The organism is Pseudomonas sp. PvP100 (assembly GCF_017833055.1).
GTDB classification, from domain to species: Bacteria; Pseudomonadota; Gammaproteobacteria; order Pseudomonadales; family Pseudomonadaceae; genus Aquipseudomonas; species Aquipseudomonas syringae.
Genome location: NZ_JAFIBO010000001.1, coordinates 726,108 through 741,485, shown reverse-complemented (window position 1 = coordinate 741,485; position 15,378 = coordinate 726,108). Strand labels below are relative to the sequence as shown.

Annotated in this window: 4 protein-coding genes; 1 reads left to right on the top strand and 3 read right to left on the bottom strand. The window is 63.3% G+C overall.

Going from position 1 to position 15,378, the window contains the following annotated elements; all coding sequences use genetic code 11:
- Positions 1-8: 8 nt before the first annotated feature.
- Positions 9-13,022 (bottom strand): non-ribosomal peptide synthetase, encoded by a 13,014-nt coding sequence (locus tag JOE39_RS03295; RefSeq protein WP_245227053.1) that lies wholly within the window; start codon positions 13,020-13,022, stop codon positions 9-11.
- Positions 13,023-13,117: 95 nt separating this feature from the next.
- On the bottom strand, positions 13,118-13,876 hold the full coding sequence (locus tag JOE39_RS03290; protein WP_024665226.1) for an alpha/beta fold hydrolase: 759 nt from the start codon (positions 13,874-13,876) through the stop codon (positions 13,118-13,120).
- 316 nt (positions 13,877-14,192) lie between these two features.
- Between JOE39_RS03290 and JOE39_RS03285 the strand changes: the two genes are divergently transcribed.
- Positions 14,193-14,729 carry an RNA polymerase factor sigma-70 gene (locus JOE39_RS03285; protein ID WP_003319375.1) on the top strand — a complete coding sequence of 179 codons (537 nt, stop codon included), beginning with the start codon at positions 14,193-14,195 and terminating at the stop codon, positions 14,727-14,729.
- A gap of 77 nt (positions 14,730-14,806) precedes the next feature.
- On the opposite strand, the gene JOE39_RS03280 is transcribed toward JOE39_RS03285, so the two are convergent.
- Positions 14,807-15,331, bottom strand: a complete 525-nt coding sequence (locus JOE39_RS03280) for an SgcJ/EcaC family oxidoreductase (protein WP_003304408.1) — start codon at positions 15,329-15,331, stop codon at positions 14,807-14,809.
- Positions 15,332-15,378: the final 47 nt, after the last annotated feature.

Sequence of the window (15,378 nt, the reverse complement as noted above, 5' to 3'; positions counted from 1 at the left end):
GAGGCTGATCAGAGCCCTTCCAGTTCCGCCATCAAGTCCGCCAGACGGTCGAATTTCTGCTCGTCGACCTGTGTTCCGCCAAGGCTTTCCAGGTGCTGCGCCAACGCCTGAACGGTGTTGAACTCGAACATTGCCCGTAACGGGACGTTACGCTGCAAGCGCTTCTGCGCACGGGTCACCACCTGAGTGGCGAGCAGCGAGTGCCCGCCCAGCTCGAAGAAGTTGTCGGTAATGCCCACGCGCTCGACCTTGAGCACATCGGCCCAGATCGTCGCCAGCTGCTGCTCCATTTCGGTCTGTGGCGCCAGATAATCCTGCTGCGCCAGGCTGACGTCGGGCGCTGGCAGGGCCTTGCGGTCCAGCTTGCCGTTCGGGGTCAGCGGCATGGCCTCCAGCAACACCAGATGCGTCGGCACCATGTAGTCCGGCAGGCTGGACTTGAGGTGGCTTTTCACCTCGTCACGCAGAGCCTCGTGATCCTGCGTCGCGGAACGCGGCACCAGGTAGGCCGCCAGCACCTTACCCAATGGGCCGTCGACGTCCAGCACCACTGACTCACGGATGGCCGGATGCTCCAGCAGACGGGTTTCGATTTCACCCAGCTCGATGCGATAGCCACGAATCTTCACCTGATGATCGACCCGGCCGACGTACTCCAGCACGCCGTCCTTGCGCCGCCGCGCCAGGTCACCGGTGCGGTACAGACGTTCGCCCGGCGCACCGAACGGATGCGGCACGAACACCGGCACGGTGCGCAGCGGATCAGCAACATAGCCGCGACCGACACCGTCCCCGGCTACGCACAGCTCACCGACGGCACCCAGCGGCACGAGGTCCAGCGCATCGTCGAGCAAGTACAGACGATTGTTGTCGGTCGGCGAACCGATCGGCAGATAAGCGCTGCGAGTGGACTGCACATCGACCCGGAAGAACGCCACATCGTCGGAACACTCAGCCGGACCATAGGCATTCACCAGGCCGATCTGCGGGTAACATTGCAGCCACTGGCTGGCCAGCTCCGGCGGCATGGCTTCACCGGTCGGCAGCATCCAGCGCAGGCTGTCGAGCGCTGCCTGCGGTTCGGCGAGCAGGCCGGTGATCAGCGACGGCACGCTTTCCAGCACGCTGATGCGCTGCGCCTGAACATGCGCCAAAAGGGCCTGCGGGTCGCGGGCGATGTCGTTCGGCACGATATCTACCCGAGCGCCAAACAGCGGCGCGGCGAGGAACTGCCAGACCGAAATGTCGAAACTCTGCGAGGCGGTCTGGGCGATCACATCGCGGTCGCTCAGGCTCAGGTAAGGCACCTTGCTCAACTGGTTATTGAGCATGCCGCGCTGCTCGACCATCACACCCTTCGGCAGCCCGGTGGAGCCTGAGGTGAAGATCACATAAGCGAGGTTGTCCGGCGCGCTGTAGCGACCAGGGTTGTGCTGCGCGGAATCGCTCTGCTGCACGTTTTCCCAGACCCGCAACTGCGGTCGGCTCGACTCAGGCAGCGCATCAAGTAACGCCCTGCCCTGTTCCAGGCACTCAGCACTGCACACCAGCAGCGGCGTGGCGCTCTGGTCGATGATGCCGCTCAGCCGCGAGTTCGGCAGCGTCGGGTCCAGCGGCAGGTAACCGGCACCGGCCTTGAAGCTGCCGATGATCATGCCCAACAGTTCAAGGCCACGCTCGGCGAGCACGGCAACCGGCAGATCGAAACCGACACCGGCCTCGATCAAGGCATGGCCCAGACGGTTGCTGGCGATATTCAGCGCGGCATAGCTGAGCTGACGTTCCAGGCAACTGACCGCAATGCGCTCCGGATGCGCCGCGACCTGCGCTTCGAACAGTTCGACATAGCTTTTATCCAGCGGGTAAGCGTGGTCGCTCTGATTGCAGCCGTCGATCAGGAAAGCGCGCTCCTGCTCACTGACCAGCGCCAATTCGGCCATGTCGCCATGAAAGCCTTCGACCAGCGCCAGCAGCAGGCGCTTGAACTCACTGAGCATGCTCTGCACGGTGGATTCGTCGAAATAGCGCTGGTCGTAGGACAGGTGCAGGCCCAGGTCATCGCCCGGATAGCAGACTGCGGTCAGCGGGTAGTTGGTGTGGGTGCGACCGGAATCCGAGGTGGCATTCAGGCTTTGCGCACGGTCCAGCACCGAGACCTCGACCGGCGCGTTCTCGAACACGAACAGGCTGTCGAACAGCGGCTGGCCCTTGGGCAGCTCGCTGTTTTCCTGAATGGTCACCAGCGGCAGGTATTCGTACTCGCGCAGCTGCATGTTGCTGTCCAGCAACTGGCTGAGCCACTGGCGAACGCTGCAACGTTGATCGTCAGCCGGCATGCCGACACGCAAGGCGATGGTGTTGATGAACAGCCCGACCGTGCGCTGCATCTGCGGCAGTTCCACCGGCCGCCCGGCCACAGTCACGCCGAACACCACGTCGCGATCACCGCTCATGCGCCGCAGGGTCAGCGCCCAGGCCGCCTGGGCGAAGGTGTTGACGGTCAGTTGATGCTGCTGCGCCAGTTCGCGCAGTTGCGCACCGTCGCGTTCATCGAGACGGGTGTAGCAGTCGCCCACCACCATGCCACCGCTGTCGCCGGCATGTTCACGCAGGAACGGCCGGTCGCTGGGGATCGGCGTGGGCCGCTCGAAGCCGCGCAGGTTGTCTCGCCACCAGTCACGTGCCTGCGTCAGGCCTCGGCGTTGCAACCAGCCGATGTAGTCGCGATAGCGCGGTGCGGGGGCCAGTTGCGCATCACGACCTTCGCCTAGCGCGGTGTAGATGTCGAAGAAGTCGTTCATCAGCAGCGAGCGGCACCAGGCATCGATCAGGATGTGGTGGTTGCTCATCATGAACCAGTAGCGCGCCTCGTCGACGCGGATCAGGCGCAGGTGGAACGGCGGTTGATCGAGCAGTTCGAAACCGGCCTCGCGCTCGGACTTGAGCAGAACCTGCAAGCGCGGCTCCTGCTGCTCCGCCGGCACCTCACGCCAGTCCAGGTAATCAATTGGCGTGCTGCCCGGCTTGTGAATGACCTGCAGCATGGTTTCGCCGATGTTCCAGCAGAACGAGGCACGCAACGCTTCGTGACGGGCGATGACCGCTTGCCAGGCCTGGGCGAAACGCTGCGGGTCCAGGGCGCTGTCGATGCGGTAGCGGTCCTGCATGTAATACAGTCCGGTTCCCGGCTCCAGCAAAGTGTGCAGCAGCATGCCCTCCTGCATCGGGGTCAGTGGGTAGACGTCGTCGATGTGGCTTGGCGGAACCGGCAACGCGTCCAGTTGCGCCTGATCCAGAGCAGCCAGCGGGAAGTCCGACGGCGTCAGGCCGCCGCTGCCATCGGCCAGGCAATGGGCGATCAGCGCCTGCAGGCAAGCCAGGTAATCCTGCGCCAGTACTTCGATGGCAGCGGGTTCATAGCGCTCGGCACTGAAAGTCCAGCGCAGCAGCAGTTCACCCCCGTACACCTGACTGTCGATGCTCAGTTCGTTAGACAGCGGCGCCTGTGGATCGTGGGCCGCGCCTGGCGACTCTTGCAGCGGACGGAACAGCGCGTCGTCAGCGAAGCTCTGATCGAACTGGCCGAGGTAGTTAAAGGTGATCGGCGCCACCGGCAATGCCTGCATGGCGGCCTTGCTGACACTGTCGGCCAGGTAGCGCAGCACGCCATAGCCCAGCCCCTTGTGCGGCACCTGGCGCAGTTGCTCCTTGATTGCCTTGATCGAATCGCCCGGTGCCGCGTCGACAGCCGGCGCGGGCGTCAGGCGCAGCGGATAGGCGCTGGTGAACCAGCCCACCGTCCGGGTCAGGTCGATGTCATCGAACAGGTTTTCACGGCCGTGACCTTCAAGCTGGATCAGGGTCGACGGCTGCCCGCTCCAGCGGCAGACCACCTGTGCCAGCGCGGTCAGCAGCAGGTCGTTGACCTGGGTTCGGTAGGCACTCGGCGCCTGTTGCAGCAGTTGCCGGGTACGTTCGGCATCCAGGCGCACGCTGACCGTCTGCGCATGACGATTCTGCCGACCGCCCTGCGGGTTATGGCACGGCAGACTCGTCGCAGGACCGCCCAGCTGGCGCTGCCACAGGTGCAGTTCTTCACGTAACGATTCATTGCCTGCATAGGCCTGCAGACGTGCGGCCCAGTCGCGGAAGGCGCTGGTCTTCGCCGCAAAGCGCACCGGCGCGGATTCGCTTAATTGACGATAAGCAGTTTGCAGATCGTCGAGCAGCACACGCCACGACACGCCGTCGACTACCAGGTGATGAATGACCATCAGCAACCGTTGCTGACCCTGCGGACCGTCGACCAGCAAGGCGCGCAGCAGCGGACCGTCTTGCAGGTCGAGACTGCGCTGGGTGTCAGCGTACAAGGCTGCGCATTCGGCCATGTCGCTGACTTGCGCCTGAATCAACAGGGTGGTGTCGGCGGACACTGCGCGGTGTTCTGCCTGCCACGTACCCTCATGCTCGGTGAAACTCAGGCGCAGGGCATCGTGTTGTTCGAGTAGCGCACGCAACGCCTGCTCAAGGACGTTCGGGTCCAGCGCGCTGAGCGGCTCCAGCAGCAACGACTGATTCCAGTGCCGACGCTCGGGGATCGGCGTGTCGAAGAACCAGTGTTGAATCGGCGTCAGGCTGGAAGCACCGTCAAGCTGGCCCTGCTCGGCCTGAATCAGCTCGCGAGTGGTGGCCACGGCGGCCAGGGTCTGCACGGTCTGGTGCTGGAACAAATCACGCGGGCTGAAATGAATACCCAGCTGACGCGCCCGGCTGACCACCTGAATCGACAGGATCGAGTCGCCGCCCAGCTCAAAGAAGTTATCGTTGAGGCCGACTTTTTCCACGTTCAGCACCGCACACCAGATTGCCGCCAACTGTTGCTCCAGCTCACTGGCGGGCGCTACGTAGTGTTGACGATTGAGCTCCGGGTCTGGTGCAGGCAAGGCACGGCGGTCGAGTTTGCCGTTGGCGGTCAGTGGCATGCTGTCGAGCAGAATCAGGTGGGTCGGCACCATGTAGTCCGGCAGTTGCGCCTTGAGGTGCGACTTGAGCGCTTCACGCAATTGCGTCTGCTGCTCGTCGCCATGCCCGGCCACATCGCTGACCAGATAGCCTGCCAGTTGCTTGCCTGACGGCGTGTCCAGCGCCAGCACGATGGCTTCGCGGATTGCTGCGTGCTCCAGCAGACGGGTCTCGATCTCCCCCAGTTCGATGCGGAAGCCGCGAATCTTCACCTGATGGTCAATACGCCCCAGGTATTCCACCAAACCGTCGGCGCGCTGGCGCACCAGATCGCCGGTACGGTACAGACGCCCGCCGTTGCTGACGAATGGATCGGCCACGAAGCGTTCGGCAGTCATGCCGGGGCGCTGGTGATAGCCCTGCGCCAGGCCCGCTCCGCCGATGTACAGCTCGCCGCTCGCGCCCTGGGGCACCAGCGCCAGATCGGCGTCGAGAATGTACGCCACCCGTGCACCGACCACGCGTCCGATCGGCACGCTGGCTTCACCGTCCTCCAGTTGCTGCGGGGCCAGGCTGGCCAGCGGCATGACCACGGTTTCGGTCGGGCCGTAGGCATTGAATAACAGCTCGGGCTGGAACACCGCACGGATGCGTTGCAGGTGTTCGCCGGTCAGCGCTTCGCCGCCGGTGATGCACATGCGCACCGGCAGGGTCTGGCCCTGGGTCGCCAGCCACTGCGCCAACTGGCTGCCGTAACTGGGCGTGAAGCCGAGAATATTGACCTGCTGCTGACGAATCAGCGTGCAGATTTCTTCGGCGTCCCACTGCCCCTGAGCACGCAGTACCACTCGCGCACCACTGAGCAAGGGCACCAGCAGACGCTCGGTGGCGGCGTCGAAATTGATCGAATAGAAATGCAGCTCGCAGTCGTCAGGGCGCATGTCGAAGCGTCGGATCACCGCCTGGCAATGCATGGCGATTTCACCATGGGACACCACCACGCCCTTGGGTTTGCCGGTCGAGCCGGAGGTGTAAATCAGGTACGCCTGATGCTGCGGCAGGCTGATAAACGGCAGTTCATCGGACGAAAAAGACTCCAGCAGCGGCTGATCGTCTTCCAGGCACCAGCGGGCAACACCGGCAGGCAACTCGCCCAACGCGGTAAACAGGGCACGATCGCTCAGCAGCAGCCCGACGCCGCTGTCTTCGATCATGTAGTGCAGGCGTTCCAGCGGGTATTCCGGGTCGAGCGGCACGTAAGCGCCACCGGCCTTGAGGATCGCCAGCAGGCCGACGACCATGTCCAGCGAGCGCGGCAGCGCCAGACCGACGCGAACCTGCGGGCCGACGCCGCGCTCGCGGAGCATCCAGGCCAGTTGGTTGGCCTTGGCGTCCAGCTCGGCGTAGCTGAGAGTTTGCCCGGCGAACGTCAGCGCCGGCGCGTCTGCACGCCGTTGTGCCTGTTCGGAGAACAGGCTGTGAATGCACTGGTCGAGCCGCTGCTCACCCGCTTCGACGCCGAGGCTGTCGAGCAGTTGCTGACGCTCTGTGTCCTGCAACAGCGGCAATTCACTCAAACGCTGTTGTGGATCAGCGAGCAGCGCCTGCAACAGGTTCAGCCAGTGTTCGGCCATCTGTGCGATGCGCGGTTCGTCGAACAGATCGGTGCTGTAGGTCAGGCAGCAACCCAGACGGTGGTCCAGTTCGGTGACTTCCAGATTGAGGTCGAACTTGGTGGCTCGCGCATCGTTGACCAGGTACTCGACAGTCATGCCCGCCAGTTCGCGGCTTTGCTGGAACTCCCAGCGCTGCACGTTGCACATCACCTGAAACAGCGGGTTGTAGGCTGCGCTGCGTGGCGGTTGCAGGGCTTCGACCAGATGATCGAACGGCAGGTCCTGATGCGACTGGCCTTCGATCACCGTGTGGCGAACCTGTTCGAACAGCTGGGCGACGCTCATCTGCCCGTCAAGCTGCACGCGCAACACCTGGGTATTGAGGAACGCGCCGATCAGCCCTTCGCTTTCCGGACGAATGCGGTTGGCCACCGGCGCGCCGATGCGCAAGTCGTTCTGGCCGCTGTAGCGGTAGAGCAATACCGCCAGGGTGGCGGTCATGGTCATGAACAGGGTCAGGCCGTTGCGCGCATTGAATGCACGAACTTTCGCGGCCAGGTCGGCGTTCAGGTCAAAGCGATACAGTTCGCCCTGATGGCTTTGCACCGGCGGCCGCGGCCGGTCCGCAGGCAGCTCCAGCAATGGATGCTCGCTGCCCAACTGCGCGGTCCAGTAATCGAGCTGGCGCTGGCGTTCGCCAGCTTCCATCCACTGCCGCTGCCAGACGCTGTAATCCAGATAGTGCACCGCCAGCGGTTCCAGCGGCGATGGTCGTCCTTCGAGGAAGGCTTCGTAAAGCTGCCCCAGTTCGCGGGCGAAAATGTCCATCGCCCAGCCTTCGGTGACGATGTGGTGCAGGGTCAGGACGAAGTAATGCTCAAGGTCGCTCGCCTTGGCCAGACACGCGCGCAACAACGGTCCGGTTTCCAGATCGAAAGGCTGGTGCGCCTCACTGTCGGCCAGTGCCTGAATGCGCTGCTGACGAAGCTCGGCGGGCAATGCCGAGTAGTCCTGCCATTGCACGCGCAGGCCGGACTGCTCGCTGACCTGCTGGCACGCTACGCCGTTGACGCTCGGGAACGTGGTGCGCAGGGTTTCGTGGCGCAGGATCAAAGCTTGCAGCGCTGCCTCGAAGCACTCGATGTTCAGCACGCCTTTCAGGCGCGCCATGCCGCCGACGTTGTAGGCCGGGCTGTCCGGTTCCATCTGCCAGAGGAACCACATGCGCTGCTGGGAGTAGGACAACGGCACCGGCTGGCTGCGGTCGACACGGGCAATCGGTTGCAGGCTGCTGCGTGCGCCGGACTGCTGAATGGCCTCAACCTGTTCGGCAAACGCGCCCAGTTCGCTGGCTTCGAACAGCGTCCGTAACGGCAGGTCGATGTCGCACGCCTGACGCACGCGGGAAATGATTTGCGTGGCCAGCAACGAATGCCCGCCCAGCTCGAAGAAATCATCGCGCAGGCCGACACGCGGCACGCCCAGCACCTGTCGCCAGACAGCGGCGATCTGTTTTTGCAGATCCGTCTGCGGCTCGACGTGCTCGCGGGTCTGCCATTGCGGCTCGGGCAAGGCGCGACGATCCAGCTTGCCGCTCGGGCTCAGGGGCATGCTGTCGAGGCGCACCAGCTGCGCCGGAACCATGTAATCCGGCAGTTCCAGGGCCAGTGCCGACTTGATCCGCTCGGCCTCGACGTTCTGCCCCGCTTCGGCGGTGTAGTAACCGATCAGTTGCGGCCCGGCAACGGTTTCGCGCAGCAGGACGGCTGCCTGGCCTACGCCTGGCTGGGCCAGCAAACGCGCTTCGATCTCTTGTGGTTCGACGCGGAAACCGCGCAGTTTGACCTGCTGATCCAGACGGCCAAGGTATTCCAGCACGCCATCGGCGGCCCAGCGCACCAGGTCACCGGTACGATACAGGCGCTCACCCGCTTGCCCCAGCGGATCGGCGATGAAGCGCTCGGCGGTCAGCCCGGGACGTCCCAGATAGCCACGCGCCAGACCGATGCCGCCGATGCACAGCTCCCCGGCCACCCCGCGTGGCAGCGGATTCAGTTCGCTGTCCAGCACCCGGCACAGCACATTGCCCAATGGCCGGCCGATCGGCGAGCGCAGGCCGTCGCTGATCCGGCACTGCCAGTGGGTGACGTTGATCGCGGTTTCAGTCGGGCCATAGCGGTTGTGCAGCTGTACGCCGGGCAGTTGCTCGAGCACCCGGTTGCGCAGCTCGCCGGGCAACGTTTCGCCGCCGGAAAACAGCCGACGCAGGCTGCTGCACTGCTGCGCCAGCGGCTCATCGATGAACAGTTGCAGCAGCGGCGGCACGAAGTGCAGCGTGGTCACCGAATACGCGTTGATCAGCTGCGCGATGCGCTGCGGATCGCGGTGTTCGCCAGGGCCTGCCAGCAACAAGCGGCAGCCGGTGACCAGCGGCCAGAAGCACTCCCACACCGAGACGTCGAAACTGATCGGTGCCTTCTGCATCAGCACGTCGCTTTCATCCAGTGCGTAGGTGTCCTGCATCCATTGCAGGCGCTCGGCCAGGGCCGCGTGAGTGTTGCCGACGCCTTTGGGCTGACCGGTCGAGCCGGAGGTGTAAATCACGTACGCCAGGTTGTCGCCGTGCAGGTTCAGACGCGGCGCACTGACCGGCCAGTTGTCCAGGTGCAGCGTGTCCATCGCGACGGTGCACACGCCTTCGGCGCTCGGCAGGTCGCCCAGCAGATGGCTCTGGGTCAACAGCAGTTCGACCCCGCTGTCTTGCAGCATGTAGGCGAGTCGATCCATCGGATAGTCCGGGTCCAGCGGCACGTAAGCCCCGCCTGCCTTGAGGATCGCCAGCAGCCCGATCAACAGCTGCGGCGAACGCTCGGCGGCGATCGCCACCTTGATGTCCGGACCAACGCCCTTGTCGCGCAGGTAATGCGCCAGGCGGTTGGCCTGAGCGTGCAGGCTGGCGAAGTCTAGGCTGCCGCCCTCCCACACCAGTGCGATACGTTCCGGTGTCTGTCGCGCCTGGCGGTCCAGCCGTTCCGGCAACCACAACGTGGCCGGTGCGCAAGGCGCGGCGCTCCATTGCGCCTGTTGCTCCTGCTCCTCGGCGCTGAGCAGTTGCACGTCACCCAGCGCGAGCTGGGCCTGCTGGCTGACCTGCGTCAGCAGGCGCACATAGTGCTGAGCCATGGCCACGATAGTGTCGTGCTCGAACAGTTCGTCGGCGTAATCGAAGGACAGCGTCAGGCGACCATTGCGGTCCTCCTCACTGTGCAGTTGCAGATCGAACTTGGCCTCGCGGCTGTGCCACGGCAGCTCTTCGGCCAGCAGCCCAGGCAAACGACGCAGAGCGCCGAGGTCGCGTTGCTGGTGGTTGAACATGACTTGAAACAGACCGTGCTCGCGCGCCTGCGGAAACGCTTCGACCAGTTGCTCGAACGGCACGTCCTGATGGGCCTGGGCTTCAAGCGCCGCCTGCAGGGTCTGGGCCAGCAGGGTCGAGAATGGCAGACGCGGGTCCAGCTCTGCGCGCAGCACCAGGGTGTTGATGAAGAAGCCGATCAGGCCCTGGGTTTCATGGCGTGGCCGATTGGCGCCGGGCACACCGATGCGAATGTCGGCTTGCCCGCTGTAACGATGCAACAGGGTCTGGAACCCTGCCAGCAGGAACATGAACGACGTCGATTGCCAGGCTTGCGCGGTGTTGCGCACGGCGGTGCTCAGTTCGGCAGTCAAGCGCAGGCTGTAGCGCGAAGCGCTGTGCTGCTGGCGGGCCGAACGCGGATGGTCGGTGCTCAACGTCAGAACTGGCTGTTCATCACCCAGTTGCTGCTGCCAGTAAGCCAGCTGGCGCTCGGCCTCGCCGTTCGCCAGCCATTCGCGCTGCCATTGGCCGTAATCGGCGTAACGCAGCGGCAACGGTGCCAGCTCCAGCGTCTGGCCCTGAACAGCCGAGGCATAGAGGCGCGAGAACTCGTCGATCAGCACATTCAGCGACCAGCCATCGGCAATGATATGGTGCAGCGTGACCAGCAATTGATGCTCTTCTTCGTCCAGTTGCAGCAACGTGACGCGCAGCAACGGGCCGTGTTGCAGATCGAACGGCAAGCGCGCCTGCTGTTCGCGAATTGCCACGGCCCGTGCCTGACGCTCGTCGCTGGGCAGATCGCTGATATCGAGGGTGTCCAGGTGAAATTCACTCGGCGCATCGATACGTTGCAGGGCCACGCCGTTCTGTTCGTAGAAGCGCGTGCGCAGCGATTCATGACGCTCGATCAGGCGTTGGAAACTGGTGCGCAATGCAGTGCTAACCAGTTCACCGCGCAGGTGAAGCCCACCGGGAATGTTGTAGGCGCTGCTGTGCGGGTCGAGCTGCCAGAGGAACCAAAGGCGGTTTTGGGCCATGGACTGTGGCAGATGCTCATTGCCGGGCAATCGCGCGATGGCGCTCTGCGTCTGGCTGTCGCCCTGCGATGCGGCGGTCTGCAGCGTTTCGACCTGTGCCGCGAAGGCCGCCAGCGTCGGCGCTTCAAAGAGCAGTCGCAGGCTCAGGTCAATCCCCAGCGTTTCGCGCAGGCGGGCCACGACCTGGGTCGCGATAATCGAATTGCCGCCCAGCAGGAAGAAATGGTCGTCGGCGTTGACCTGTTCACACTGCAACTGCTCGCACCAGACTGTGGCGATCTGCGCTTGCAGGTCCGAGCCGCTGCTTGGGGCACAGCCTGAAAGAGTGGCATCGCTCGAAGGAAACACCGCGTAGCTGTCCAGGCTGCCGTCGGCCAGACGCGTGCGGCAGGCCGAGCGCTGCAATTTGCCGCTGGAGGTCTTGGGCAGCGCGCCCGGATTGAGCAGTACCACGACACTCGGCGCTTCCTGAAACGCCTCGGCCACGGTCTGCCGGATAACCTTGATCAACGCGTCCGGCGTGAGGATTTTCTGCACGCTGCGACTTATTTCAGCAGCAATGCCGATGCCTTCGCTACCGTCCTGAGTGACGGCAAACGCCGCCACCCGGCCTTTGCGCACGACATCTACGTCACGCTCGATGAGCTTTTCGATGTCCTGTGGGTACAGGTTGTGGCCACGAACAATCAACATGTCCTTCAGGCGGCCAGTGATGTACAGCTCGCCGTGACGCTGAAAACCCAGGTCGCCGGTACGCAGCCAGGTCTGCCCGGCGTGCTGCACGAACGCCTTGGCGGTGGCTTCCGGGTTGCGCCAGTAACCATGGGCGATGCTCGGCCCGCTGGCCCAGACTTCGCCAACCTGATTCTCGCCGAGCACCTGCAGGCTGACCGGGTCGGCGATCAGCACGCCATGCCCTGGCTGGCCCGTGCCGCAGCTCATGACCGGCATACCGTCGCCCGGTTCTACGACATTGCGCGCCAGCGCCTGCGCATCCAGGCGCAGCGATGGGATACCCTTGCCGCGCTTGCCCCCGGCCACATACAACGTCGCTTCGGCCAGACCGTAGGACGCCATGAAGCTGTCAGGCGTGAAGCCGCAACTGGCGAATTTTTCGGCAAATGCTCTCAGGCTGTCTTCGCGAATCGGCTCGGAGCCCGAATACGCCACGCGCCAGCGACTCAGGTCCAGACGCTCCAGCGCCGAATCGCTGACCCGTGCGCTGCACAGCTGGTAGGCGAAGTCAGGCCCGCCGCTGATGGTGCCGCCGTATTCACTGATGGCTTCCAGCCAGCGCAACGGCCGGGCGAGGAAGTACGCGGGGGCCATCAGGATGCACGGGACACCGCTGAAAATCGGCTGCAACAAGCCGCCGATCAGGCCCATGTCGTGGTAGAGCGGCAGCCAGCTGACAATCACGTCGTCCGGATTGACGTCGATGCCGAAGCCGTGGCGGATCAATGACTCGTTGGCGACCAGATTGCCATGCGTGACCTGCACGCCCTTCGGTAGTGCGGTCGAGCCAGAGGTGTATTGCAGGAACGCAATGTCGTCGGCCTGCAGTTGTGGGCCCTGCCAGTCTTGTGCCGGGGCAGCAGGCAGCGTATCGACACAGAGCAGTGGCGGCGCATCGGCGGCGGCCAGCTCGTCCATCTGCAGCAAGGCAGGCTGCAAATCGGAGCCGGTCAGCAGCAGACGCGGCTCGGCATCGGCGATGATCGACAGCAGTCGCTCCTGGTGATGGCGACGATTGGATTCCGGCGGATAAGCCGGCACGGCAATGACCCCGGCATACAGGCAGCCGAAGAACGCCGCAACATAGTCGGGCCCGCTATGGAACAGCAGAATTGCCCGATCCCCCGGCACAGCCTGACGTTGCAGCGCAGCAGCGATGGTCCGCGCGCGCAGGTCCAGATCACGGTAGGTCAACACCAGGCCCTGGTCTTTCTCATCGGTGAGAAAACGCAGCGCCAGCCGATCCGGCGTGTGCAAGGCGCGACGCTGAAGAGCCTGAGCCAGAGTGTCGGGGAGTTCAAACGCATCCATGATGGGGTTCCTGCTAGATTCGGCGTGCCAGATAAAATCTGAATTTCAAAAAAGACGCGCGCCCTGCAAGGAGGTCACGCGCGGAGCAAACAGGGTCAACCGGCGGCCCGGTTCATGTGCCGTGACGCGCTGTTGCGCCAGCGTGTCAGGTGCTGTTCGCAATAGCGTCGCAGCAGACGGAGCAGCTGCGTTTGCTCGTCGACCAGATAAAAGTGATGGCCCTCGAACATGTCCAGAGAGAAGCCGGTGCAGGTCTCTTCCTGCCAGTCGAGCAGTTGCTCGACGCTGATGCTGTCCTGCTTGCCGCCGAATACATGGATCGGCACGCTGAGCGGCTCGCGCTTGCCATACACAAAGCTGCCGCAGAGCAGAAAATCGGCGCGCAGGATCGGCAGCATCAACTGCATGAGCTCTTGGTTGGCGATGACGTTTTCGCTGGTGCCTTTTAACGTGCGTAATCGGTCGAGCAGTTGCGCATCAGTCTTCGCAGTGGCGTATTCGCTGACATCGCGACGCACCGGGCCGGCAGTCGCCGATGCGAACAGCGCCAGCGGCGCAGGCAGGCCGCGCTCGCGCAAGACGTGCGCCAGCTCAAAGGCCAGCAGCCCGCCCAGACTGTGGCCAAACAGCGCATAGGGCTTGTCCAGGTCGGCACTGATCTCGTCGGCCAGGTGACTGGCCAGCTGCACGATGTCGGTCTGCAAGGGCTCGTCCATGCGCATGCCACGGCCGGGAAGCTCCAGCGGGCGCACGTTCAGCCACTCCGGCAATTTGCGCCGCCAGGGGCTGTAGAACATCGCGCTGGCCCCGGAATAAGGCAGACAGAACAGCGTCAGGCTCACCGGCGTGCTCATATCGAAACCGTCCGGCTGTGGGCGCGGATGTAAAAGCGGCGATGCGCGTGATCGAAACGCATGGGGTTCTCCTGAGGTATTCCCTGGCCGCAACCGTGGTCGGGCCTGTCACCAATGAGAACGGATGGCGTCTGCAAATAATTAGGCGGATACACGCGGCGGGGACAGGCACGAAAAAAACGCCCTTTTAAAGTGCGCTGATTGGCTTTCGCATTTGACAATAATTATCATTAAGGCTAATTTGTCGCCCTATGTGACGGTGCTGCCCCCTCCATGCGGCCCTCCCCTCCATTGTTAAAGCAGCAAGGTGAATTCCATGACGGAACACGTAATCACAAGTAAGTGCGACTCACCCTTACTCCAGGCATTCGTCGATAACTACTTGCTGCTGGTCAAGATTGCGGCCCGCATCGTGGGCTGCCGCTCGCGCGCCGAAGACGTCGTACAAGATGCCTTTTTCAGACTGCGCTCGGCACCGCAGGCCACGCTGACCTTCAAGGCACAGCTCAGTTACCTGTTTCAGATCGTGCGCAACCTGGCCATCGACCATTACCGCAAACAGGCGCTGGAACAGAAATACACCGGCCCCGAGGCCGAGGGGCTGAACGTGGTGATTCAGGGTGCCTCGCCGGAAATCTCGCATATCAACTTCTCCAGCCTGGAGAAAATTGCCGACGCCCTGACCGAGCTGCCGCCCCGCACCCGCTATGCGTTCGAGATGTACCGCCTGCACGGCGTGCCGCAAAAAGACATCGCCAAGGAACTGGGTGTGTCGCCAACGCTGGTCAACTTCATGATCCGCGATGCGCTGATTCATTGCCGCAAGGTCAATGGCGCCCAGGCTGAAGCCTGATTGCGAGCGGTTCAGGCAGGCAAAAAAATCCGGAGCATTGGCTCCGGATTTTTGTTTTCAGCCTGGCGGGCGACAGATCAGCGGCTGACCTGATACTCGGGTTGCACTTCCGGCATCGCCGAGGAGTGGTGGTTGAGAATCTTCCACTCGTTGCCGACACGGTGGTAGAGAAACGAATAACGTGCCTGCACCTTGGTCTTTTTGCCGTCCGGCGCCGTCAGGGTGAAGGTGTAAACACCGTTGTCCGCAGCGGCATCAGGCCCCAGGCGACGAATCTCCCGGTAGTTGATCTCGCCAACCGGCTTGAGCGCCAGGAACTTATCGAAGTAATCTTTGATCTCTGCCGGAGTGGCACGCACCTTGTTGGAGACCGTAGGCTGCAGGACCGCGTCCGACGCGTACAACGATGCGACGGTAGTGGAGTTTCCGGTCTGCAGGGCCTTGTTCCAGCGATCAAACAGACCGGCGATTTCCTTGTCGTTCACATTGTTTGGCGTCTCGGCCACCATGCGGTAGGTGTAGCCGGACGGCTCGGCAGCAGCTTGAACCATCGGTGCACTTACAGCCAGCAACAGGGCCAGGGCGGTCAATTTCGTTTTCATCGCTACTCTCCTACGGGGATCTGTTCAGGGATTCAGTGATTGCCACT